This window comes from Pseudoalteromonas sp. ASV78, assembly GCF_047806705.1.
GTDB lineage: Bacteria > Pseudomonadota > Gammaproteobacteria > Enterobacterales > Alteromonadaceae > Pseudoalteromonas > Pseudoalteromonas prydzensis_A.
Genome location: NZ_JBLOPA010000001.1, coordinates 3,405,056 through 3,428,537, shown reverse-complemented (window position 1 = coordinate 3,428,537; position 23,482 = coordinate 3,405,056). Strand labels below are relative to the sequence as shown.

Here is a 23,482-nt window from a genome sequence, read left to right as displayed (position 1 = left end):
AAAAATAAGAATACTTGGTTTTTTGAATAAAAGATCAAGAAAATACGGCTGCCTGCTTGGCCGGAACTTCCTAATGGGTGACCCCAATCTGTTGCATTTCAATTGAAAAACACCAAAGGGGTTAGGCCCTGAGGGAGCCCTCAGGACCTAACCTCGCCACCATATTTTTATAATAAGATATGTAATACAGGTATTAACCAATCAGCAATCGTACTACACGTTTCAAACTCATTGCCATGTCTTGGGAAAGGATCTGAATAACAATTTCTTCTAGCTGACTCTCTAGGGAGAAGGGCAGGTAGCCCCATATAAATTGGTGACTCTATACTAGCGTTTGAAGGTCCTTTGAAAAGTTTTTCAAATAGCTTATTCTTATGCGCTTCTGAATTCCACCAACCTAAGCCACCATACAAACTGAAACTTCTTTGGGTCTCAGACAAAGGATAATTAACTCCTTGAGAACGTGGCAATTTTGGTGATATAGGCATCCACTGATGATTACCGTCTAAGGATGCAATCCAAGAATAAATAATTGAATATTGCCCTTTATAATGAGCTAATGAATCAGTTATTGCTGAAGCTCCGGCCAAAACCTCTAACCTATTTATTTCAGATTCATTAAGTAACGATAATTTCGACAGTTTAATAGCATTATAAACCGGTGAAAAAGTATCAGGATTAAATGTGTTATCTAAGCGCAGATCCATATCAGATTTTAGACGGGTAGATATATCTGGAATTCTTAATAAATCCTCATAACCGCTTTGCGAAAATAAGGCATTAATCCCCTGATCTGATGAAGGTGATGTCAAAATTTTGATAATATCTTTCTGCTCCTTAGTTAAAATACTTAGAATAATATTTTTTCCTAAGGTAGTAGCCAATCTATTTAATTCTGTTTTTGTTTCTTGGATTGTTGCATAAAAATCTATAAATTTTTGAGTGTTCGATCCTGCATTGTTAATTATTTCTTGCTTAATTTTTTTCTCAAGCTCATTTTTAAGTTTAATTGTTTTTTCTGCAACTGTACAGCTAGGTGGAACAACACCACCATATTCAAAAGTAAAAACCGGACCGTAACATGAAAGCCATTTATTTAAATGTGTCAGGCTAGTTACTAGCTTTTTACCATTAGATATATCTCTAGCGGTTAAAGCATTAGCTTCGACATATTTCTCTATTGCTTTATCTATAGATTCTTTCTGAAAAGTTAATGTCACAGCATTAAAAGCAAGTAATTCTAAGTTAATTTGTTCACCAAATACTATAGCTGCCGTAGTAATAGCCAAAAGCTGTACAACTTCATTTTGAGTATAATATTGTAAAGGTCCTTGAAAATCACTTTTTGTAGAGCCTGGGTTAACTAACTCTTTTAATTCTGGGTGATCATTATAAAATTCCTCTAAATTACCTTCTATAAAGTTAATGGCACCACTAGCAAGCGCTTCCAGCTCTTTATCTACACCCGCTTTTTTTAAAATTGCAGCTTCTATTTCCTTTTTAGATGCGCATAGGCCAGCTTTTTTTGCACTAGGGTCATTAGGAAAAAACACTGCACAGTCTGCTAGTTTAGCAACTTCTTCAAATTTTTTTGATAAATTAAGTAAACTTTTTTCTTTTTCTTTAAACTGCTGTTCGTGAATTTGTTCAAACTTATCAGCTATCAATTCATAATAAGCTTTTCTACTATAAGCAGATTGTAATTCAGATTTAAGTGCTGATTTTATTAACTCTAACGGAGTAGCCATTTTTGCTACATCATTACGGTATTTCCTCATATCAGCAAGATAACTTGAAATACCCGTCAGTTCATATTGATTTGCTGCTTCATGATTTTTAATAAACTTATTTTCTATTTGTTTAAGTAAGCTTGAGTTATTACTAAAGAGTGGATCAGACCAATCCTGTGAAACAGAATATGGTTGATATTGAGAGATATATTTTTCTATCATTTTATGGCGCATCTCGATAGAAAAATCAGAACTATCACTTAAATCAAAAATACCACCAGCATAAGTATTAACATAAGTATGCGCAAATACATCACTGGCGGCATGATTTAAATACCCTTTATGAAATGCATACCATTCACTTGTAGCAACTTCCTGTGGCTGCGTAAATTTAAGCCAATCATCTGTCACCCACCCATTACCTACGCTAGTATGAGCCGTTGCCTGTCCTCCAACAAAATCAGGAACTACATCCGGCCCCAAGTTACCGTATAAAAAAGCCGCTTTGTTTGAAAGAATGGAGTCTACAATCTTGGCATCGACAGCAAAAGAACCAAAAGGAGAAATAGTTAGGCGTCTATCATCAGCAAGATCTCTGTATACCTCCTCAGCAATGTAGAGATGGGTTTTTAGTTCAAATGCTGATATGGGTTGTGAAACTAGGAAACCAATTAAAATACTTATTATTACATTTAAATTCATACTTATTACACTTACCTTGTATAACTAGAGGTTTGGCACAAAAAAGATTAACTTTCACAGCTTAGTGAGCAACAACACGGCGTTACAACCAGTTGAAACAATTTAACCACTATGAAACATCCAATATTCTCAATTAGATCCGAGAAAATCATTTTAGCAACTTTAATTATAGATACCCTAAAAATCATAATACCAATATATTATTTTAATCCTTAAAACGTTATTCGCGTTATTTTTCTGTAAACATTTGGAGTTGCACCCCAAGCATCACAATTATCTACCTCACTGTATGAGATTGATGCTGGTACACCCGCCATTTTTGCAGCTAATAAAGTACTATACATTCTATTGCGCGATTCTTCTGAATATGAAGCGGGTATTATAAAGTGTTCTTTATTACTACAGGCAGCTACAGGGGCTCCATTGTTACCTTTTAATTTCACTAAAATTTGGTTTTGCCTATATAAAATTAACGTTTCAATTTCGCCAGTTGAATTAAGCCATGCGGCTTTAACTGTACTTGGAAGTAAAAAAAGAAAACTTACTAGTAATAATTTACTTAAAATATTCATTATAAAAATCTCTTTATGATAATTTATTTAGGACTATTAGTTTTAATACTGAAGGAGATAATTGGTAAAAAATTTTTTACCACACCAATTACTTAATGGCTCACCCAGAAAAAATTGCGCTGTTTTACTACCTGTTGTCATTGAAAACATCGCCATAGATAAAAAATGATCCTGCTTTTTTTCACCAACGACTGACTTTAGGACTACATACCAATTTCCTGCATCAGTATGAATTGCAAAATCATCGCCACAATAAAATATTTGGTCGACAGTTTGCCCTACTGTTGCTACAGCCTGAGTACTAAAAAAAGTGAATGTCATCAAAATCGCGATTATATTTTTTATCATTTATTCATCTACCTTATTATTAATTAATCACCTAGCTTAAAATGATAGAGGCCATGGTTTTTATAAAGATTGACCCAATCACCTTTACTACAACTTTTATCTGTGTCGATATCAAACCAAAAGGTTACGTTTTGCTGTGTAGTTTGTGCTAAAAGCAAGCTGCTATATAACGCTTTACAAAATTCAGCATCATTTCCACCATCAGCAGGAGAGAGATCACAAAGAAAAGCATTAGATGCTAAATTGTTAATTGTTGCATACACTTCTCCACCACGGTTTAGCTGCACATTTTTTATGGTGCCTGCACAATAATGATTTGCCCAAACTGGTGTACTCAAAATTGAGATTAGAAGTGGCAAGATAATTTTAAATTTCATTCGATAATTTCCGCTGTAATTAATATTTTAATCATTTACCCATATACTGGTAATTCTTTTACTACTTTTATTTTGCCCTGAACAACCCGTAACATAAAAAGAAACACTTTTATTAGCAGCATACGCAAGCATTAACGTACTGGTAATAATTTCGTACCCTGGTTCAGATGGTGTTATAGCAACCCAACTAGAACTTGCACATTGTTCAGGGAAGTTATTACCATTAAGCATTGTTATATCAACTTCAGCCATAACCCAACTTCCATTCACATAAAGTTGTTTTATTTTACTTGATGACGTTTTCCCTGCAGATACAGTAAATGTAGCGAATATTAAAGTGATACAAATTAAAATTTTCATAAGTATCCTTTTAGTTTATATTTTTGATAAGTAATCATTGAGAGTAGAGATGATTAGCTCGTCAGTTACATGGTTTTTTGTTTTAAGGTTTTCTAAAGGTCGAGAGATATCATTTTCGATTTTTTTATTTTCAAATGAGTAAATATCACCATTACTAAAAGTAATACTGCCATTAATTATGACTGCTGTTGGGTCTTTCTCTCCAGAAACTGATTGAAACTTGAATTTATTAATTTTCAATAATTGAATTTTTTTGTTTTGTAATTGCAGGGCATTATGCTGAATGATTAATGATGTAAACCGACTTTCAAGGTTTTGATAATTAATAGTTACTTGAATTTTTTTCCCGATACCGACATCAATTGCTGCTCCAATAGCGATACCAGAAGGCCCCATAGCTGACATAAGTGCAATTCCTGCTCCTGCACCCTTTCCAGTATAAGTAACCTCTGGCGAGAGTATTATTTCAACAGGTGTAGTGGTAAGTGTTTGGCAGCCGAAAAGTATTAATGTGAATAAAACTATTATTTTTTTTAAGTAATTCATTTTTTATTCAATCCGTGAATTATATTGGAAATCATGCCTATTGAAGGATGAGCCTAACAAAGGGACGAAATTATAAAGAAAGAAATACGTTTTGTAAATATTCCAATTTACAATACAGCATTAAGTACTAGCTCATAGTCCATTTTTTCGAACATCGTTTTATATTTAACGCTTTATCCTCAACATAAAAATAATAAATTAAGGTATTAGAATAAAGGAGTCGGTAGTTAGCCCACTCCTTTTTATTCTTTTATTACAGATCCCGCTTTCGCCATAACAAATACACCGCGGGTAGTACGAGCAAGGTTAATACAATGGCGCTAAACATACCGCCGACCATTGGCGCGGCGATGCGGCTCATTACTTCACTGCCTGTTCCTGTGCCATAAAGTACAGGTATTAAACCGATGATAATGGTGGCGACTGTCATCATCACTGGGCGTACTCGCAGGCCTGCGCCTTCAATAATGGCTTGTTTAAGCTCTATAAAGCTAAGCGTTGTACCTGCTTGTTGTGCTTGCGCACACTTTTCTTGATAGGCTTGGTTTAAGTACACTAGCATGATCACGCCAATTTCCACCGCGACTCCAGCAAGGGCAATAAAGCCAACGCCCACGGCGACTGAGAAGTTAAAACCTTCTAAGTACATGAGCCAGATGCCGCCGATCATCGCCAATGGTAGAGTAGCCATAATAATCGCCACTTCCACAAAGCTGCGAAAATTAAGATACAGCAGCACAATAATAATCGCTAACGTGAGCGGTAATACATAGGCGAGCTTTTCTTTAGCGCGCTCCATGTACTCATATTGCCCTGCCCAAGTTATTGAATAACCTGCTGGTAGCACTAGTTCTTCGTCAAGCACTTGGCGTGCATTGTCGACATAACTACCAATATCAATACCATCAATATCAATAAAGCTCCAGCCGTTTAAACGGGCATTTTCGCTTTTGATCCCCGGCGGGCCATCTTCAATAAAGACATCCGCTACATCGGCAAGGGCAATACGTTGCCCTGCAGGGGTTACAATTGGCAATAGCATCAGTTCTTCGGGTGAATCGCGGTAATCTTGCGGGTAGCGTAAGTTCACCGGATAACGCTCTTGCCCTTCGACCGTTTGCGTGACGTTCATGCCGCCAATGGCAGTGGCAACCACTTGCTGCACATCGGCGATATTTAAACTATAACGGGCGGCTTTTTCACGGTTAATATCTACCTTGATATAGCGCCCACCAGCGACTCGCTCAGAGTAAACGGAAGCCGTGCCGGGTACATCTTTAAGTAACACTTCAATCTGCTGGCCAATTTTTTGAATTTCACTCAAATTTGGCCCCGCGACTTTAATGCCCACCGGCGTTTTGATCCCCGTTGCCAGCATATCAATACGAGTTTTAATCGGCATCACCCATGCATTGGTAAGCCCTGGAAACTTCACTAAGCCGTCGAGTTCTTTTTTCAACTTGTCTAAGGTCATGCCTTCGCGCCACTGATCTTTAGGCTTGAGCTGAATAAAGGTTTCGATCATGGTCAGTGGCGCAGGATCGGTGGCGGTTTCTGCGCGGCCCACTTTCCCAAACACGGTTAACACCTCGGGTACTGTGGCGATGAGTTTATCGGTTTGCTGCAAAATTTCCCGCGCTTTACCAATCGACAACCCAGGGTAAGTGGTTGGCATATACATTAAATCGCCTTCATCCAGCGGCGGAATAAACTCACTACCAATTTTATTGACCGGATAGAAGCCAATAACAGCGACCACCACTGCCAGTACTAAGGTGATTTTCGGGAAGCGTAAAACCAGATTCAGTAATGGCTGATATGCGTTGACCAGTAAGCGGTTTACTGGGTTTTTCTGCTCTGAAATCACTTTACCGCGGATAAAATACCCCATTAATACCGGCACTAAGGTGATTGCTAAGCCAGCAGATGCGGCCATGGCATAGGTTTTAGTGTACGCCAGCGGGGCAAACATCCGCCCTTCTTGGGCTTCTAAAATAAACACCGGCATAAAGCTCACAGTAATAATCATTAAGCTAAAGAATAATGCAGGGCCTACTTCACTGGCGGCATCGATGACAATTTGCCAACGGTTCTCATCTGTGAGTGGGGTTTTTTCCATGTGTTTATGCATATTTTCGATCATTACAATCGCGCCATCGGTCATCGCGCCAATGGCAATGGCAATGCCGCCGAGCGACATAATGTTGGCGTTAATGCCTTGCCAATACATAATAATAAACGCCGTTAAAATCCCCAGCGGCAAAGTGATAATAGCCACCAGTGATGAGCGCACATGGAACAAAAATACCACGCAGATCAGCGCCACCACCGCTAACTCTTCGAGCAGTTTGCTGGTGAGATTATCCACTGCGTTTTTGATCAAATTAGAGCGGTCATACACAGGCACAATTTCAACGCCATCAGGCAGGCCTTTTTTCAGTGATTCGAGTTTTTCCTTCACCAACTCAATGGTTTTTTGTGCGTTTTCGCCAAAGCGCATCACCACCACACCACCAGCCACTTCGCCTTCCCCATTGAGTTCGGCAATGCCACGGCGCATTTGTGGGCCAAGGCGAATATCGGCTACATCGCGTAATTGCAGCGGTGTGCCATTGGCGTTCACCCCCAGTGGAATTGCCTCTAAATCGGCGACACTTTTTATATAACCGGTACTGGTGACCATGTATTCGGCTTCGGCCATTTCGACCACCGAGGCCCCCATTTCTTGGTTGCCTTGTTTAATCGCGGTTTGAATTAAACTCAGCGGAATGCCATAGGCACGCAGTTTATCTGGCTCTACATTGACTTGATATTGCTTCACCATCCCGCCCACTGAGGCCACTTCTGACACCCCTGGTACGGTTTGCAATTCAAACTTTAAAAACCAGTCTTGCAAGCTACGTAATTGGCTAATGTCATGTTGATTGGTTTTATCCACCAGCGCATATAAATAAATCCAACCCACACCAGTGGCATCTGGGCCCAGCTCTGCAGTTGCGGTGTCGGGCAAGCGACTCGCTACTTGGCTTAAATATTCTTGTACTCGGCTGCGCGCCCAGTAGAGATCAGTGCTTTCATCAAAGATGACATACACGTAGGAGTCACCAAAAAATGAAAAACCCCGCACTGTTTGTGCCCCCGGTACTGAGAGCATGGCGGTGGTAAGCGGGAAGGTCACCTGATCTTGCACCACTTGTGGCGCTTGCCCTGGGTATGAGGTTTTTACAATCACCTGTACATCGGATAAATCAGGTAAAGCATCAACTGGAGTATTTTTTACCGCAAATAAACCACTGCCAATGAGTATTGCTGTGAGCAATAATACAAAAAAGCGGTTAGTAACGGACCATCGAATAACTGCTGCTATCATAATGCCCCCTAGTGACCACTGTGTGATTGCATGCTTGATGCAGCATCAATACGCTGGATCACGAATTCACCGTCTTGCACACTAAAGGTAAATGTCAGCTGTTGCTGCGCCGCAAGAGGGCTTAAATCAACATTTTCAGCAAACATAAAATCCATAGTGGCCGGATCTCGGTGCCATTTTTCAATTGCACCACGACTAATATTGGCTGTGCGCTGGGCTTTATCAATACTATTAATAGTGCCTATTACGGTCGCCATGTTGTCAGCTTCATTCATCATATGGGTGGAATCCATTATATGAATAGCGCTTATCGTGTAACTGCCATCAGCATTTTTAGTTAGCTCAAAATGCAGTGTTTGCTCGGCTTGTAGCGCTTTAAAATCAACGCTATCGGCAACCGTAAAGTCCATGGTCATGCTGGGCCAATCCAGCTCTTCAATAGGGTCGTGGTTGATATTCACCTTACGCTGATCTGCCATTACACTATTAACCACCCCTTTGCCCCACACACTAGTGACCGCTGCTGGTGTTTGCATGCGCTTAAAATCAGAGCTTTTGCTGGATTCAGAATCCAATAAGAATTGCGCTGACGTCACCACTTCATCATCGGCTTTAACGCCCGCTAAAATAACCGCATCATGACTATCGCTACGGCCAAGCTCGACTGCCACCGATTTAAAGCGCCCTTCGCCTAAAGCCACCACAACGCGATCTTGGCTGCCTGTACGGATCACTGCTTCTTTAGGTACTATAAGTTGTTGCTCAGCTGCTTTGGCATGAATGCTCACTTGTGCGAACATATTCGGTTTTAGCTGGTGATCTTGGTTATTAAAGCGTAAACGCACCCGCAAAGTACGGTTTTTGGCATCCAGTGTTGGGTAAATATAATCAACCTTACCGCGCCAGCTTTGTCCGGTAATGTAATCAAGCGTCATGGTAACTGGTAAGCCCACTTTAATAAGTTCGACTTGGCGTTCAAACACTTCGGCTTCTACCCACACTTCATCCAATTGAGCGATACTCATCATCGAGGTGCCCGGTTTGACATAAAAACCTTCGCGCACATTAAGCTCATCAACCACTCCACTTTGGCGCGCGTAGAAGGTAATATTTTGCATCACCTTTTTATTAGCTTGTAAGCGCTCGACAAAACCATCCGACACATTCAGTGCTTTTAAGCGCGCTTTTGCCGCACGAATAAGCACGGTATTATTACGGTTTACAGCCAGTACAAATTCTTCTTGAGCATTTACCAGTTGCGGTGAATATAAGGTATACAGCGGTTCCCCTTGTTTTACCTGATCTCCGGCGGCTTTAACGTACAGCGTTTCTATCCAGCCTTCTACACGCGGGTGTATGTGCACCAACTGATCTTGATTATATTGCACGTAGCCAACGGTTTTCACTTCAGTTTGCAGTGCCTTGAGCTGTACTTTAGCGGTTCTGACGCCAAGGTTATTGATCACTGCGGGAGATATTGTCACCGCACCGGGACCATCTTGATTGTGCTCAGCTCCTTCAGCATACACAGGCACTAAATCCATGCCCATTGGTGAAAGCCCTGGTTCATCGCGACGATAATTACTATCCATAGGCGCAACCCAGTACAGTGGCTTTTGCTCTGTACTAGCATGTACCGATTCAGCTGGTTCATTCATTAAAGTAAAGCCAGTTGCCGCAATTCCTGCGCCTACTAATGCTGCGATAAGCAATTTTAAATTAGTGTTCATTGTGCTCTCCTGCTAATAGCTCAGCCATCACAGCAGCATCTTTGCTGCTAGCGTAATAATTCAAGCGAGCAATAATAATTTGCTGATCAATCTCTATATTTAACGCATCAATTTTGGCGTTAAGTTCGCTGATACGCGCACGCATTACTTCTGAAAAGTTACCATCATCACGGGTATAAGCATTTAACGTGGCTTGTGCTTGCTCAGCCATTTGTGGCAATAACTTAGTTTGATAAAGTGCGTCACGCTGTTGTAGCCGTGCAAGCTGGCTAAACTCTTTGAAGTACATGCCTTTTAGCTTTTGTAATGCGATCAACTTCTCGGTTTTCACTGACTCGGCCATGGCGATTGCGGCATTCACTTGCTGATCTTGGCGGTTATCGGTAAACAGCGGTAAATCGATGCTGATGCCAACCGAAAACAAATCGGCACGAGCATCCCCCATCGGCGTATCATCACGATAGCCATAGCCCATATTCACGCCAAGCTGAGGTTTATAGCCTTGCTCAGCCACGGCAACTTCGATTTGTTTAGCGGCCACCGTTTTATCGATAGCAACAATCGCTGGGTGCGCCATTAGCATCGGCATTAACTGTGCAAATTCAAGCTGTGCAAAATCAACTAAAGGCGCTACATCATGCCGTTTAGCGCTGACAGGCTGAGTTAACATGTTGATTGGTAGCCATTGCGCCATCCGCTTTTTGGCACTTTCAAACTGCTGCTCTAACATCACTAATTTATCTTCAAGGCGGGTTAATTCTAACTGAGCGCGAATAATATCTTGCTGGCGGGTTTTACCTACAGAGCTGGCATAACTTGATTCAGTAATATCAATTAATTGTGTAAACAAACCTTTATCCTGCTCAATCAGCGCAATACTCTGCTGGGCGCGATACGCATTGAGCCAAGATTCAATAACAATGGTTTTAACTTGAGCGAGTCTGTCAGCTCGTAGCCAGGGATATTGCTGCGCTGACTGAGCTAAAGCCTGCTGTTTGAGTTCAAGGCTATCGCCACGGCTAAACATTTGGCTCACGCCAACTTTTAATTGGGTCATGCCTTCTTGGTCAAAAGCAAAACCGTCGGTAGGTAAATTCATTAAGCCCAAGGTTAATACTGGATCAGGCAAAGTACCTGCGGCCAAGCTTTGTGCTTGCACAGCGGCTTGTTGGTATTTATTAGCCGTCAGCCAAGGTTCGTTGTCAAGGGCATAGTTAAGCGCTTGCTCTAGACTCAGTTCGTTACTGTATGCTGAGCTTGCCGTTGTTAGCATCAGCGCTAAAAAACTGCTTTTAAGTACTGCGAAGTGATTCATCACTTACTCCACTAAAAATTAAAAAAATGATTAATTTAGAGGCAGCAATAGGCGCTTTTAATAAGGTTTAGTAAATTTCAGACACACCTATGCTGCAATTAGGCAGACATAGGAGGGCGATATAGCGAGCTGGCTATATAGTGTTGGTTTTGCGGGGTATAGAGTTGTACTTTTTCAGCACTGAGTAGCACGGCAGTAAATAAGCTACTCATACTCAGCATAGAGTGAGTACTACAGGCGCTCATTGGACAGCCGCATTCTTGGTTGTTTGTTGCATCATCATCGCAACAATCCATGTTCATCATACCTGTCGACATGCCATGATGCATATCATCGATGTCAGTTGGTTGTGACTGAGATTGGCTCATATGAGGCATTTCACACGACATAGTTACAGACGCGACAGCTTGACCCACTAAGGTGAGTAACAACATGACGGTCAATAAACTAAGGTAAATACGTTGCAAAAAAATGCCTTTTATAAATTAGGTTCTAGGTTCTAGGTTCTAGGTTCTAGGTTCTAGGTTCTAGGTTCTAGGTTCTAGGTTCTAGGTTCTAGCGAAGTTTATGACAACTAATTGGTTAACACAAACGTTTAACTATTTTTTGGCGCAACTTTAATTAAGCTGCTCGCGGCGATGGCAAATAAACAATAGCCGGTGAAATACCAAAAACCGTTGCCAAGTTCGGCGTGCATGTTGATCAGTTCACCCATTTGGCCATCGGCGTTACCGGCAAGGTATGCCACTATCAAGGCAATCACAAATACATCAACCATGCTCCACTTACTTAAGCCTTGTATTAATTGACCGAGCATGCGCTTAAATTTATTCACTGGTAAAAAAATATATAACAATTGCATCAACAATTTTAAGGTTGGGATCACAATTGAAAACAATGCCACCAGCACTGCCACTAAGTAGTTTTTGTTATTGGCCAGTTCATTAACCGTGCCCCAAATACTGCGTGTTTTTTGGTAGGCACTAATTTCACCTTCAAGCTTATCAAAGCCTAACATGCTAGAAGCCATCATAAGCATATTACGGGTATTGCGGTCGCCCTCATCAGCCAGCATTGCAATGCCAGTTTGTGCTAGTTTTGATTTATCTATTTTACCTTCTAAGGTTAACACTGGCTGAGTAACGCCTGGCAACAATAGTGCTAGCGCAATTAAAATCGTGATGATGGGCAGTACTAAACGCATAATAAATCTTTAAAATAATATGGCTGATGGCGCATCATACTCAAGCCGTTACGCTTGTTCAATAATTGAAGCTAAAACCTCATCCCCATACTGACGCGCTGCAAACATAGCGTTATACACTGTATCAATTTCAGATGCAGGACGAATAGTTTCCAATAATTTAACCGCGAATGGCCAGTTATCATCCTCCACTGCACGAGCTAGTTGTAACGTAGTACCTAGCATGCCATTAAAACTAAGCAGTGCGCTGGATAAATCATCCCCTAAACAAAACTCTTTTGCGATAACATCAAGTTCCATATTTAAAATGGCATCGAGCACTGACATTAAACCAACTAAGTAACCTCGCTCAGCCATTTCTTTACCGCCGGGCTCTAGTATAAGCAACATAAATTGTGCCCGGATTAAACCCAATTTAGTTAACTCACTGGGTTTATCAACCCCTAATTCACTTAGCGCGAGCACTCGCACAAACTGGCGAATTGCGTCTTCACCTAAATAAATAACCGCTTGTGAAATAGAGGTGATCACTAAATTTTGATTACTAGAGCGCGCATTCACTAATTTAAGAATACGAGCAGTTAAACCAACATCTTTAGCAACCCGCTGATGCACTTCGTCAAAGTTAAGGTCTTGGCGCGACGTACAACGCAGTAAATCAAACACAGCAAATTTAGATGGCTCAACATTATGGTAAGTGAGCATTTCTGGACGCGCGAAAAAGAAACCTTGAAAGTAATCACACCCAGCGTTTTTTAAAATCATAAATTGTTCATGGGTTTCAATACGCTCAACTATGATTTTTACATCAGGAAAACGACGTTTTAGCTTTTTTAACAGCATATTGGTTTTAATGATGGGCGCTTCAACTTCAAGCTTTATATAGTCAACTAAATGTAATAATGGCTCCCATTTATCGTCTCCATCATAATCATCGAGAGCAAAAGTATAGCCATCTTTTTTTAGAGCCGTAACTCGATTGGTCACTTTATCGATGTTGCCGGCTCGTTCAACAATTTCTATTACCGCGCTATCTGGTTGCAATAATTTAGGGAAATCGTCTAACAGAGCATCTGAAGAAAGGTTTATAAAAGCGCGTTGGTTCGCAGTAAGTTTACTTATGCCAATAAGCATTAAAGCGTTAAAAAACAACCGCCCAGTCGCTTGACCATCCGTTGTGCCAACAGGGAATGCGTTATTGCTCGAATCTCGATAAAGTAATTCGTACGCATAAATGCCTGTGTCAGCATTAAAAATGGGCTGCCTTGCTATATATTGGGTAACAAGGTTTGGTGCATTCGCTATTATCTGCGTATTCAGCATATTATTTCCTGCTAATAATTCTAGCGACTCATGCCAGCTAAATTGTTGTTATTTTATCGACTCAGTATAGTAAAGTTTTTTCAGCTTACCTAAACTTAACCATCAAGCAATAAAGCTCATTCGGCTATATGTCAGCAAAATCACCTTAACCTAACACAACCACTATACCCACACATAAATGATGGATATGTTCTAATTTGCTCTACAATTGAGTATAATAACGGCTTACCTTTGAGTTAACCTCCCAAAAAGAGCCCGATATGAGCATAGAACAAGCCTTAGTTGAACGCAGCAATAACCAATGTGAGTTATGCGCTGCGACTGAAAATCTTTCTGTATACGAGGTGCCACCTGTCACTGAAGCTCATTCAGATAAATGCATTTATACCTGCCAAACCTGTAAAGACCAAGTTGAAAACAGCACTGATATTACCCCAATTCATTGGCATTGCTTAAACGACAGCATGTGGAGCCAAACACCTGCGGTGCAAGTGGTTGCTTATCGAATGCTAACCCGTTTAGCTGCTGACAATGGTTGGGCACAAGATGCGCTAGATATGATCTACCTTGAAGAAGATACGCTAGCATGGGCTAAAAAAGTACTTGCCGAAAATGATGACATTAAACATGTTGATAGCAATGGCGTTGTACTGCAAGCCGGCGATACAGTCACACTGATTAAAGATTTAGATGTTAAAGGTAGTAGCTTAACCGCGAAACGTGGTACTGCTGTTCGTAACATTGGCTTAACCAGTAATCCTGAACATATAGAAGGACGTGTTGACGGCCAGCGTATTGTTATTTTAACAAAGTTTGTAAAAAAATAACCGCATATTTGCTTTACAAAAGGTGCATTGATGCGCCTTTTTTTGTGCTTAAATAACAGCTAATACAATTAAGCTGTGATTAAGTAAATACGCTGTACACTTAGCACAGTTCAAAAATCCACCGATTCAATTCTGATCAAGGAATAAGCCATGCTATTACATAAACCAAATGCAATGTTAAAATCGATTGTTGGTGTTAGTCTATTAGCCAGCAGTGCTGTTGTGCTTTCAGGATGTCAAAACCAACCTGAACCAATCAAACAAACTATTGAAGATGCAGCTATGGCCACTTTAACCACACAAGTTAGCTACCTTGATCGCAGCATGCTACGTCCTGGTTCACAACTCACTGTGACTTTAGCTGACGTGTCAAAGATGGATACTGAAGCAGAAATAATTAATCAACAAACAATTGATATCAATGGTGCACCACCTTATACGGTAGAGCTTAGCTATGATAAAAGTAAAATGGATCAGCGCCACCGCTACAGTGTGATGGCACGGATCACCAATCAAGACCAACTATTATACGTAAGCACTACACATAACAATCCATTTGAGCAATCACAACAAGCTGCACCTTATGAAGTAATCGTGTCTAAAGTTGCGCCGCAAAAGCCTAATGTCGATTTAGTAAATACCTATTTCAAAGCAATTACGTTAAATGGCGAAAAAGTCACGGTTGACACAAAAGAACCCTTTATTCAATTTAGCGCTGATAACAAAAGCCATGGCTTTTTAGGTTGTAATAACTTTACTGGTAGCTATCAAGTAGAGCAGCAAACACTTAAATTTAGCCCGCAAGCCAGCACAAATAAAATGTGCTTTAAAGGTATGGAACAAGAAGCGGCGATGTCAGCTGTGTTACAAAATACTGCGCAATGGGAAATTAAAGGTGAATCTCTCAGCTTGAAAGATCAACAAGGAAAAGAGCTTGCTACTTTTAAAGCAACTTACTTTTAAATAAAGCACTTAGCTATTAATAAAACGCCCAGCTCTGCTGGGCGTTTTAGTTTATTCTTCGACCAATTGTTCGCTACGGTAAAAACCAGACGAGTCACTTAACAGACTTACCAGTTCAGGTAATATTTTATTCATGGTTTGTTTAAGCTTCCACGGCGGGTTAATTACGATCATTCCCGATGCGGTCATACCGTGCACCTCAGTATCCGCCTCCGTTGCCAGTTCAAATAATTGTATATTACGCATACCTGAGGCTATTAACCCCTGTTCCATCCGCTCAATTCGCTCTCTATCAACCACTGGGTACCAAATCATATAAGTGCCGGTAGAAAAACGCTGATAAGCCTTGGTGAGGGTTTTAACAACGGTATCGTAGTCGTCTTTAATTTCATAAGGAGGGTCAATGAGTACACATGCTCTGCGCGAAGCCGGTGGTAATAACCCCACTAGACCCGCAAAGCCATTCTCACCACGTACTCGTATTGAACGTTTACCGCTCATATTTTCTTGCAGTAATACTAAATCTCGCGGGTGCAATTCAAAAAACCAGCCCTTGTCTTGGCGACGCAAAAAATGCTCGGCAATTTTTGGTGAACCTGGATAAAAAGCTAACTGCTCAGTGTCATTAAATGATTTGATCAACTCGATATAATCATTTAGCTCTTGATGTTTGCTGTTATGTTGATAAAGCTTAGCAATACCATCAAGATATTCTTGGGTCTTTTGCGCATCTGCGCCTGCTAATTCGAAAAAGCCAGCCCCTGAATGAGTATCGATATAGTCCAATGGCTTATCTTTGAGTGTCTGGTAACTTAATACCTGAGCTAGTACCAAATGTTTAACCACATCAGCTGGGTTGCCAGCATGAAATGAGTGTCTATAACTAAGCATAATGTTATTTCGCTATAAATGGTTTATTTAAATAAACCCATTGAAGTTGGCTATATTCTACAACATAAAACCCGCAGGGTCATAAATTGCTGGTCATTAAGTGAATCACTTATGAACAAATAAGCCGCTAGCCTGAACAGCTCATTAACATTAAATAAAAATCAGCTAAAACACACGTAAATGCTGGCATATAAAGCAACTTTGCTTTACATTTGCATGACAATAATCACAGTTTTATGAGCGCCTTAATGAATAACGATACCCTTTCTCAACTAGAACAATTGATCGACCAATTAATTGGTCAAAATTCCCAACTACAAGCTCAGGTTAACGAGCTTAAAGATAAAAATAGTAAGCTAATCGATGAAAATGAAATTCTTCAACTTGAAGTGCTTGAAAGTGAAGAAAAACAAAAAGACACCAGTACAACTTTAACTGGTTTACTCGAGAAGCTACAAAGCGTCCAACAGGCTAGCTAATGTCTGAGCTGCAAAACCAGCGAGTCACCGTTGAGTTGCTTGGTAAAGAGCAGCAATTTGCTTGCCCTGCTGGACAAGAAGATGCCCTCATTGCATCGGCCAAATACTTAAATGACTTGGTTGAACAAATGAAGCAACGCTCAACAGTACGCAATGATCAAAAAGCCTTATTAATGGCCGCCTTGAATATTAGCCACGAGTTACTTGAAGCAAAAACGCAGCAAAACGTTGAACAACAACAACAAGATCAGCTCATTGATAAACTAAGTGCTTACTTAGGACAATCAGCAACTAAATAAAAAAGCGCACAGTGCGCTTTTTTATTATCTCGTTAATTCCAGTATCAATTACAAACAAAATCAGCTAACTTGCCTATTTTATTGTTGGCGACTCAGGCTCTGTCACTATGACCCACTATTTTTATACTCCCGTGAAGTTAATTGCGTTTTTACTGCTAAGTTATCTTGCTTTTGCAGCCAACACCGCTACCGCAACACAATGGCACACTATCTCCGCTAACGTACAATTTTTAGAGCAATCGAGCGCTTTACGCTTTTATGACTCAAACCAAGTGCTTATTCAAGGTGATAAATGCGCGTTAATGTTTGATGCCAGTGGCGACTTTGCCGCTGTTGAAGCCACCGTTACGCAACTAAAAAGCACCTTAAAAACCCCCTTGTGTTACTTAGTTGCCAGTCACTTCCATGACGACCATTTACTGGGCATGGCTATTTTGCAGCATCATTTCCCCGATGCTCAATTAATTGTCCATCAACAGCTTGCTGCTGAGTTTAAGACATTGCAAAAAACCTATACCGATAAACTTGATAATTATGAAAAAAGCATTGAACTGAGCTTGCAGCGCGTATCAGAACAACCAGCAGCGCAACAGCAACAATGGCGCGACAAACTCAACTTAGCAACACAACGATTACTGCGTTGGCGCCAATACCAACTTCAAGCACCTAACATACAAGTCGCGGAGCCACTAACGCTGGAACTTGGTAATTACCCCGTGACTATTAACGCCTATCAAGCTCATACCAATGCTGACTTAACGCTCAGCGCCGAAAACAATGGTATTTTGGTTGCTGCGGATATCGTTGACTGGCTGCCATACCCTGGCCATGGTAATTTTGCTAATTGGTTAAAAGTACTCTCTCAATTGCACCATGATAAGCGTATTAAGGTGATTCTTCCCGGCCACGGAGGCGCCCTTAAAGCCGATGATTTACGTCAACCCTTACGTTTTTTACAGGCTATTCAGGCTCATGTGGCAGCCCACCCGCAACAAGATTTATTGCAATTAGAACAAAGCTTTAATCCGCAGTTCGCTAAGGATTATCAAATCGACGAGATCAGCCAAAAAGCTTACCCACTGTTCTTGCAGGCTGGACTTAAACGAGCGAAACAGTCAAAATAGCGGCTGCACGTGGATGTGCTAGACTTTTAAAAGGATATTAATTTAGTGATTTTTATGCGCAGTTATCTCTTAGCCCTATTAGTGATGTTAGTTTTGCTCTCTGGTTGCCAGAGTACTGAACAACCGTTACAGCCAAGTGATACGCCGCAAGCTCCGATTATTTTTAATCACTTTAAAGCAACAGCAAATACCCTGCCACCACTGACTAACAGCGAGCAGAATAAACAAAAAATCCAATTAACAGCTCCATCGCAGCAAGTAACCAAGCAGCCTCAAGCGAACAATCGCAATCAAGATTTATGGCAACACATTGCTAATAACTTAACCATTGAGGTGTATCTAAATAAAGCCCTCAATAAGCGTATTGCGTGGTACAGCAAACAACCTAACTACTTGCAGATTGTCAGTGCTCGCGCCGCCCCTTATCTTTATCATATTGTCAGTAAAATTGAGCAACGTAAGTTACCGATGGAATTAGCTTTGCTGCCCTTTGTGGAAAGCGATTTTCGGCCAACCATTAGCTCATCAGAACAAGCAGTTGGCGTATGGCAACTAGTCGGAGCAACAGCCCATCACTTTGGTATTAAATCAGATCAGTGGTATGACGGGCGCAAAGATGTATTAGCATCAACTGATGCTGCACTAGCCTATTTAGAATACTTGCATAAACGTTTTGATGGTAATTGGTTGCATGCATTAGCGGCCTATAATAGTGGCGAAGGACGCGTAAAACGCGCCATTGCCGAAAACAAAAAACGCGGCAAAAGCACCGATTACTGGTCGTTAAAATTACCCAAAGAAACCTCTGAATATGTGCCAAAACTAATGGCACTTAGCTACTTAGTGCAACATCCAAAACACGGATTGAACCGCCCAAAATTAGCGAATAAAGCACTAACCACTGAGCTTAATGTTGGCCAACAATTTGACTTTTCAGTGATCGCTAACTTATCAGGCATTGGTCGCAGCCAGCTGCATAAACTCAACCCTGGCTATTTAAAAAATCAAAGCTCCCCCAATGGTCCGCACACTTTACTGCTGCCACTACAGCAGCAAAGCTTATTAAGCAGCCAATTTTTTAAGAATAATTTTACTGGCGAATATACAGTGAAAAAAAATGATACCTTATATTCGATAGCTCGTCGCTTTGGCTTATCAGTTAAAAAGCTTAAAGCCATCAATAATAAGCATTCCAACTTAATCGGGATTGGCGAAACCCTGTTGGTTGGCCAGCCGCGCACCATGCCAGATTCATTAATGATTGAGTATCGGATCAGCCCTTACCTTGAACAAAACGAAGTGGCCATTCCCACTATTGCGATTCAGTATCAAGTAAAGCCTGGCGATACTATTTGGGGAATTAGCCAGCTATATGATGTGCCACACAGCGATTTAGCGCAATGGAATAAACTCACCGCCTCGAGTATTTTAACGCCGGGTACGCAACTAGTATTACATTTGCCGCAAGCAACCAAAACCGTTTCCCACATGCACAATGATGGTTTACTTTCTGAACTTGAAAAAACCTTAAAACAACCACACTAACCAGCAGTTTCACATCATCTGTATTTAGCGTAAAATTAGCTTTTCATTTTAGTTAAATTAAAGAGATCGGCATGCAAATTAGCAAAAACTCGGCAGTTGAATTTCACTACACATTAAGTGAAGCAGGCGAGCAACTAGAAACAAGCACAGGCAGTGAGCCATTAACTTATATTCATGGCCTAGCAGGCATGCTGCCAGGTCTTGAAACGGCTCTTGAAGGTAAAGCCGCTGGTGATAGCTTCAGCGTAACGCTTGAGCCAAGTGAGTCGTACGGTGAACGAGTTGATGATCTAATTCAACGCATTCCACTTAAACACCTGCAAGGTGACACTAAAGTGTGGAAGCCAGGCATGACAGCGATGGTTAGCTCTAATCAAGGTCGTCATCAAGTAACGATCGTAAAAGTAGGTCGTTTTAATGCTGATTGTGATTTAAACCACCCATTTGCTGGCAAAACGCTAACGTTTGATGTGCAAGTACTAAGCGTGCGTGAAGCAACCAGCGAAGAATTATCTCATGGTCATGTACATAGCGAAGGCGGCTGTGGCCACAACCACTAAGGAATTACCATGTCAAAGGTTGCTATCGTAACAGGCGGCAGTAAAGGCATTGGCCGTGCTGTTGTTGAGCGTTTTTTAAATAATGGCTATCAAGTACATAACCTGGATCTTGAAGCTGCCGATTTAGGTATTTGGCACCACTGTGATGTCAGTAATGTCAATGCTGTAAAGCAGCTTATTGCAGACATTGCTAGTCATTCAAAACGCATCGATGTACTGGTCTCGAATGCTGGTCGGCATTTAAGCGCCACCATTGAGGATACAGATGAAGCAACCTTTGATAGTTTGTTTGCACTTAATGTAAAAGGGGCTTACGCGGCAATTCAAAGCGTATTACCAAGCATGAAAGCACAGCAAAATGGGGCGATTATTTTAATCGCCTCAGATCAAGCTATTATTGGCAAAAGCAATTCATTTGCCTATAACCTGACCAAACATGCCTTAGCCTCAATGGCAAAAACCACCGCACTGGATTACGCACAATATAATATTCGCGCTAATGCAGTCTGCCCAGGCACCATAGAAACCCCGCTTTTTCATAATGCTATCGACGCATATTGTGCTCGCAGTGGCGCCGATAAAGCGACCATCGTTGCCGAAGAAGCTGCTTTACAACCGTTAGGTAGACTCGGCCAAGCTGATGAAGTAGCCGCATTAGTTAACTTTTTAGCCAGTGATGATGGCAGTTTTATCACCGGCAGTTTGCAAACCATTGACGGTGGCTACACTGCGCAATGAGTGAACGTATTATAGACCCTCATGTACACTTTTTTAATTTAGTCCAAGGGCAATATGATTGGCTACAAGGCAACAATCCAGTGCCTTGGCCAAATTTAGCGACGATTAAAGCCCCCATCACCGCAGCTCAACTACAGCAACAAACTCAGTTTGAACTTGCGGGGCTTGTACATATTGAAGCAGGCTATGATAACCAACAGCCAATCAACGAGTTATATTGGTTGGCTGAACATTTAGCGGGGCAAAATTATAAAGCCGTCAGCTTTGCCCATATTAATAATCACCCTGCAGATTTTGATGCTGCCATTACTGCGTTAACGCACCCAAGCTTAGTAGGCATTAGAGATATCACCGAAGGCGCTGATGCTGCACGCTTAAAGCATGCTAGATGCTTGGATAACTTAGCACTATTAGCCAGTAAGCAACTGATATTTGAAGCGCAATTTGCAATTGAAAACCTCGCAATTACCCAACAAATGGTGAATTATTGCCAACAACTCCCACATTTGCAGCTCGTTATAAACCATGCAGGCTTGCCTAATTACTTGCCAGATTGGCAACAAGGTATAAGCCAATTAGCGCAAATAGCCAATTGCAGGATCAAGTTTTCAGGATTTGAGCTATTCTCTGATCTAGTTAAAACCCAACAGCAACAGTGCTTTGATTTTATTATTAAGCACTTTGGTCTACAACGGGTGATGTTTGCCAGTAACTTTCCAGTGTGCCAAATCAATGCCAGTTATCAACAATGTTGGCAAAGCCATTTTAAACGTTGCACGAGTGACAATATGTGGTCACAACTTAGCTACAAAAACGCTCAGCACTGCTATCAAGTTTAATTAAAACCCGCTATATTTAAGCTATGTTGTATAAAACAAAATATCAATATGGCTATTTCATCAACAAATAAACTCGCGTTAGGGCTTATTAATTGCTCTTTGCTAGCACTGCTCAGCGGCTGTGGTGGCGGTAGTACAATGACCGACAACAATAACAGCAATGGTGATGGCGACACTGGTAACAGTATCAGCTGGACCCAAAGTGTATTTCAACCCTCTAGTAATTTTTATCAACAATGCCAAGCATTAAACGAAAAACATTGGCTGCGCTCATGGAGTAATGAAACCTATCTTTGGTATGACGAAATTATTGATCGCGATCCAGCGCTAACACCAACTGTCAGTGAATACTTTGCATTACTCAAAACAGAACAAATTACCGACTCTGGCGCAAACAAAGATAATTTTCATTCCAGCCTGCCAACTGCAGAATGGGAAGCACAAAGCCAGTCTGGGGTAACCTTTGGTTATGGTTTTAAAGTTAAAATAATAAGCTCGAAGGCACCACGCCAAGGGGTGATCAGCTATACAGAGCCTAACTCCCCAGCTAGTGCGCAAAATCTTGCTCGTGGCTTTGAAATTTTAGAAGTAGACGGCGTTGATTTTGTTAATGCGACAACTCAAACAGAGGTCGATATCCTCAACGCAGGTTTAAACCCAACTCGCACCGGTAAAAGTACTACTTTCGTATTCAAAGATATTAATACCGATGAAACCCGCGAGGTCACCCTAAACTCGCAAACAATCACTTCACAGCCTGTCACAAATGTGAAAACACTCGCCGATGGTACAGTGGGTTACTTTCAATTTAACAGCCACAATGCAATTGCTGAAAAACCGCTTTATGATGCCTTTAATAATCTCAAAGCAAGTAATGTCACTGACCTGATCATTGATATTCGCTACAACGGGGGTGGTTTTTTACAAATGGCCAGTCAAGTTGCTTATATGATCGCAGGCTCCGCGAACACCAACGGTAAAATTTTTGAAAAAACCATTTTCAACGACCAACACCCAACTTTTAACCCCGTTACTGGGCAGCGCTTAGAGCCGGTGATGTTCACCGATGAATTTGTTGGTTTTGCTGATAACCCAGCTTTAATGCCGGGTACGCCATTACCAAGTCTTAACTTAGAACGCGTTTATTTACTAACCACTAGTAGCACTTGCTCAGCCAGTGAAGCAATTATGAACGGTCTACGCGGTGCGGATATTGAGGTAATTCAAATTGGCTCTGGTACCTGTGGTAAACCTTATGGTTTTTACCCGACAGATAACTGTGATACCACGTACTTTAGTATTCAATTTACCGGTGAAAACAACAAAGGTTTTGGGGAGTACGCAGATGGCTTTGCACCACAAAATACCACTGACAATGCCCGTTTACCTGTTCGTGTAGAGGGTTGTGCTGTAGCAGACGACTTTAGCCACCAGCTAGGTGACCCTGAAGAAGCGATGCTTAAAGCAGCATTGGATTATCGTGCAAACGGCAGTTGCCCGGCAGCCAGTTCAACCGCCAGTAAACAAGGCTTTGCACCCGCTCGCTTTAGCGACACACCAGCCGTACAGGACAGCCGTGCAGCAACCTTGGCTGAACAAAACAAAATATTACCAAGGCAATAAGCTATTAAGGCCACTAC

The 23,482-nt window shown here is 41.2% G+C and carries 23 protein-coding genes; 10 read left to right on the top strand and 13 right to left on the bottom strand.

Annotated elements, in window-relative coordinates; translation table 11 throughout:
* Positions 1–167 precede the first annotated feature (167 nt).
* The 12 genes from ACMVDV_RS15600 to ACMVDV_RS15545 all read right to left on the bottom strand — a co-directional run bounded on the left by ACMVDV_RS15600 (position 168) and on the right by ACMVDV_RS15545 (position 13,577).
* Entirely contained in the window at positions 168–2,432 is a 2,265-nt protein-coding gene (locus tag ACMVDV_RS15600) for a zinc dependent phospholipase C family protein (RefSeq protein ID WP_416158723.1), read from the bottom strand.
* Between the two features lie 212 nt (positions 2,433–2,644).
* Positions 2,645–3,004 (bottom strand): hypothetical protein, encoded by a 360-nt coding sequence (locus ACMVDV_RS15595; RefSeq protein WP_416158722.1) that lies wholly within the window; start codon positions 3,002–3,004, stop codon positions 2,645–2,647.
* A gap of 42 nt (positions 3,005–3,046) precedes the next feature.
* On the bottom strand, positions 3,047–3,352 hold the full coding sequence (locus tag ACMVDV_RS15590) for a hypothetical protein (RefSeq protein WP_416158721.1): 306 nt from the start codon (positions 3,350–3,352) through the stop codon (positions 3,047–3,049).
* A 23-nt stretch (positions 3,353–3,375) separates the two neighbouring features.
* Positions 3,376–3,729 (bottom strand): hypothetical protein, encoded by a 354-nt coding sequence (locus ACMVDV_RS15585; RefSeq protein WP_416158720.1) that lies wholly within the window; start codon positions 3,727–3,729, stop codon positions 3,376–3,378.
* 27 nt (positions 3,730–3,756) lie between these two features.
* A complete protein-coding gene (locus tag ACMVDV_RS15580) occupies positions 3,757–4,089 on the bottom strand; it encodes a hypothetical protein (protein ID WP_304184010.1) in 333 nt (110 codons plus the stop codon).
* Positions 4,090–4,104: 15 nt separating this feature from the next.
* The gene (locus ACMVDV_RS15575; RefSeq protein ID WP_416158719.1) at positions 4,105–4,635 is read right to left on the bottom strand and encodes a hypothetical protein; all 531 of its coding nucleotides are present in this window, start codon (positions 4,633–4,635) and stop codon (positions 4,105–4,107) included.
* Positions 4,636–4,888: 253 nt separating this feature from the next.
* Positions 4,889–8,005, bottom strand: a complete 3,117-nt coding sequence (locus ACMVDV_RS15570) for an efflux RND transporter permease subunit (RefSeq protein ID WP_416158718.1) — start codon at positions 8,003–8,005, stop codon at positions 4,889–4,891.
* Between the two features lie 8 nt (positions 8,006–8,013).
* A complete protein-coding gene (locus ACMVDV_RS15565; protein ID WP_416158717.1) occupies positions 8,014–9,735 on the bottom strand; it encodes an efflux RND transporter periplasmic adaptor subunit in 1,722 nt (573 codons plus the stop codon).
* Positions 9,725–11,050, bottom strand: coding sequence for a TolC family protein (locus ACMVDV_RS15560; protein ID WP_416158716.1), 1,326 nt, complete (start codon positions 11,048–11,050; stop codon positions 9,725–9,727). Before ACMVDV_RS15560 ends, ACMVDV_RS15565 begins: the two co-directional genes overlap by 11 nt.
* A gap of 98 nt (positions 11,051–11,148) precedes the next feature.
* Complete coding sequence (locus ACMVDV_RS15555) at positions 11,149–11,517, bottom strand: hypothetical protein (protein ID WP_416158715.1); 369 nt, start codon at positions 11,515–11,517, stop codon at positions 11,149–11,151.
* A 128-nt stretch (positions 11,518–11,645) separates the two neighbouring features.
* Positions 11,646–12,254: a paraquat-inducible protein A gene (locus tag ACMVDV_RS15550; protein WP_416158714.1), complete on the bottom strand. Its 609-nt coding sequence runs from the start codon at positions 12,252–12,254 to the stop codon at positions 11,646–11,648.
* A 48-nt stretch (positions 12,255–12,302) separates the two neighbouring features.
* A complete protein-coding gene (locus ACMVDV_RS15545) occupies positions 12,303–13,577 on the bottom strand; it encodes an EAL and HDOD domain-containing protein (RefSeq protein WP_416158713.1) in 1,275 nt (424 codons plus the stop codon).
* Between the two features lie 260 nt (positions 13,578–13,837).
* Between ACMVDV_RS15545 and ACMVDV_RS15540 the strand changes: the two genes are divergently transcribed.
* Positions 13,838–14,404: a PhnA domain-containing protein gene (locus ACMVDV_RS15540; protein ID WP_304183997.1), complete on the top strand. Its 567-nt coding sequence runs from the start codon at positions 13,838–13,840 to the stop codon at positions 14,402–14,404.
* Between the two features lie 150 nt (positions 14,405–14,554).
* On the top strand, positions 14,555–15,367 hold the full coding sequence (locus ACMVDV_RS15535) for an META domain-containing protein (protein WP_416158712.1): 813 nt from the start codon (positions 14,555–14,557) through the stop codon (positions 15,365–15,367).
* Positions 15,368–15,418: 51 nt separating this feature from the next.
* On the opposite strand, the gene ACMVDV_RS15530 is transcribed toward ACMVDV_RS15535, so the two are convergent.
* Positions 15,419–16,258 carry a 23S rRNA (adenine(2030)-N(6))-methyltransferase RlmJ gene (locus ACMVDV_RS15530; RefSeq protein ID WP_416158711.1) on the bottom strand — a complete coding sequence of 280 codons (840 nt, stop codon included), beginning with the start codon at positions 16,256–16,258 and terminating at the stop codon, positions 15,419–15,421.
* Between the two features lie 248 nt (positions 16,259–16,506).
* Between ACMVDV_RS15530 and zapB the strand changes: the two genes are divergently transcribed.
* The 8 genes from zapB (at position 16,507) to ACMVDV_RS15490 (ending at position 23,465) form a co-directional block, all read left to right on the top strand.
* Positions 16,507–16,737 carry a cell division protein ZapB gene (gene zapB, locus ACMVDV_RS15525; RefSeq protein WP_304183991.1) on the top strand — a complete coding sequence of 77 codons (231 nt, stop codon included), beginning with the start codon at positions 16,507–16,509 and terminating at the stop codon, positions 16,735–16,737.
* Positions 16,737–17,036 carry a cell division protein ZapA gene (locus ACMVDV_RS15520; RefSeq protein ID WP_304183990.1) on the top strand — a complete coding sequence of 100 codons (300 nt, stop codon included), beginning with the start codon at positions 16,737–16,739 and terminating at the stop codon, positions 17,034–17,036. Before zapB ends, ACMVDV_RS15520 begins: the two co-directional genes overlap by 1 nt.
* A gap of 107 nt (positions 17,037–17,143) precedes the next feature.
* Positions 17,144–18,160, top strand: coding sequence for an MBL fold metallo-hydrolase (locus tag ACMVDV_RS15515; RefSeq protein WP_416158710.1), 1,017 nt, complete (start codon positions 17,144–17,146; stop codon positions 18,158–18,160).
* 54 nt (positions 18,161–18,214) lie between these two features.
* Positions 18,215–19,705: a LysM peptidoglycan-binding domain-containing protein gene (locus ACMVDV_RS15510; protein ID WP_416158709.1), complete on the top strand. Its 1,491-nt coding sequence runs from the start codon at positions 18,215–18,217 to the stop codon at positions 19,703–19,705.
* A 71-nt stretch (positions 19,706–19,776) separates the two neighbouring features.
* Positions 19,777–20,265 (top strand): FKBP-type peptidyl-prolyl cis-trans isomerase, encoded by a 489-nt coding sequence (locus ACMVDV_RS15505; protein WP_416158708.1) that lies wholly within the window; start codon positions 19,777–19,779, stop codon positions 20,263–20,265.
* A gap of 9 nt (positions 20,266–20,274) precedes the next feature.
* A complete protein-coding gene (locus ACMVDV_RS15500) occupies positions 20,275–21,003 on the top strand; it encodes an SDR family NAD(P)-dependent oxidoreductase (protein ID WP_304183983.1) in 729 nt (242 codons plus the stop codon).
* Complete coding sequence (locus tag ACMVDV_RS15495; protein WP_416158707.1) at positions 21,000–21,842, top strand: amidohydrolase family protein; 843 nt, start codon at positions 21,000–21,002, stop codon at positions 21,840–21,842. Before ACMVDV_RS15500 ends, ACMVDV_RS15495 begins: the two co-directional genes overlap by 4 nt.
* A 48-nt stretch (positions 21,843–21,890) precedes the next feature.
* Positions 21,891–23,465 carry a S41 family peptidase gene (locus tag ACMVDV_RS15490; protein ID WP_416158706.1) on the top strand — a complete coding sequence of 525 codons (1,575 nt, stop codon included), beginning with the start codon at positions 21,891–21,893 and terminating at the stop codon, positions 23,463–23,465.
* Positions 23,466–23,482: the final 17 nt, after the last annotated feature.

Bases quoted from the DNA above. Each gene is read 5' to 3' on its own strand.
- ACMVDV_RS15585 (WP_416158720.1), bottom strand. From the start codon at position 3,729: ATGAAATTTAAAATTATCTTGCCACTTCTAATCTCAATTTTGAGTACA.
- ACMVDV_RS15510 (WP_416158709.1), top strand. From the start codon at position 18,215: ATGCGCAGTTATCTCTTAGCCCTATTAGTGATGTTAGTTTTGCTCTCT.
- ACMVDV_RS15550 (WP_416158714.1), bottom strand. From the start codon at position 12,254: ATGCGTTTAGTACTGCCCATCATCACGATTTTAATTGCGCTAGCACTA.
- ACMVDV_RS15500 (WP_304183983.1), top strand. From the start codon at position 20,275: ATGTCAAAGGTTGCTATCGTAACAGGCGGCAGTAAAGGCATTGGCCGT.
- ACMVDV_RS15590 (WP_416158721.1), bottom strand. From the start codon at position 3,352: ATGATAAAAAATATAATCGCGATTTTGATGACATTCACTTTTTTTAGT.
- ACMVDV_RS15515 (WP_416158710.1), top strand. From the start codon at position 17,144: ATGACCCACTATTTTTATACTCCCGTGAAGTTAATTGCGTTTTTACTG.
- ACMVDV_RS15490 (WP_416158706.1), top strand. From the start codon at position 21,891: ATGGCTATTTCATCAACAAATAAACTCGCGTTAGGGCTTATTAATTGC.
- ACMVDV_RS15560 (WP_416158716.1), bottom strand. From the start codon at position 11,050: ATGAATCACTTCGCAGTACTTAAAAGCAGTTTTTTAGCGCTGATGCTA.
- ACMVDV_RS15570 (WP_416158718.1), bottom strand. From the start codon at position 8,005: ATGATAGCAGCAGTTATTCGATGGTCCGTTACTAACCGCTTTTTTGTA.
- zapB (WP_304183991.1), top strand. From the start codon at position 16,507: ATGAATAACGATACCCTTTCTCAACTAGAACAATTGATCGACCAATTA.
- ACMVDV_RS15495 (WP_416158707.1), top strand. From the start codon at position 21,000: ATGAGTGAACGTATTATAGACCCTCATGTACACTTTTTTAATTTAGTC.
- ACMVDV_RS15565 (WP_416158717.1), bottom strand. From the start codon at position 9,735: ATGAACACTAATTTAAAATTGCTTATCGCAGCATTAGTAGGCGCAGGA.
- ACMVDV_RS15545 (WP_416158713.1), bottom strand. From the start codon at position 13,577: ATGCTGAATACGCAGATAATAGCGAATGCACCAAACCTTGTTACCCAA.
- ACMVDV_RS15530 (WP_416158711.1), bottom strand. From the start codon at position 16,258: ATGCTTAGTTATAGACACTCATTTCATGCTGGCAACCCAGCTGATGTG.
- ACMVDV_RS15535 (WP_416158712.1), top strand. From the start codon at position 14,555: ATGCTATTACATAAACCAAATGCAATGTTAAAATCGATTGTTGGTGTT.
- ACMVDV_RS15520 (WP_304183990.1), top strand. From the start codon at position 16,737: ATGTCTGAGCTGCAAAACCAGCGAGTCACCGTTGAGTTGCTTGGTAAA.
- ACMVDV_RS15540 (WP_304183997.1), top strand. From the start codon at position 13,838: ATGAGCATAGAACAAGCCTTAGTTGAACGCAGCAATAACCAATGTGAG.
- ACMVDV_RS15505 (WP_416158708.1), top strand. From the start codon at position 19,777: ATGCAAATTAGCAAAAACTCGGCAGTTGAATTTCACTACACATTAAGT.
- ACMVDV_RS15600 (WP_416158723.1), bottom strand. From the start codon at position 2,432: ATGAATTTAAATGTAATAATAAGTATTTTAATTGGTTTCCTAGTTTCA.
- ACMVDV_RS15575 (WP_416158719.1), bottom strand. From the start codon at position 4,635: ATGAATTACTTAAAAAAAATAATAGTTTTATTCACATTAATACTTTTC.
- ACMVDV_RS15580 (WP_304184010.1), bottom strand. From the start codon at position 4,089: ATGAAAATTTTAATTTGTATCACTTTAATATTCGCTACATTTACTGTA.
- ACMVDV_RS15595 (WP_416158722.1), bottom strand. From the start codon at position 3,004: ATGAATATTTTAAGTAAATTATTACTAGTAAGTTTTCTTTTTTTACTT.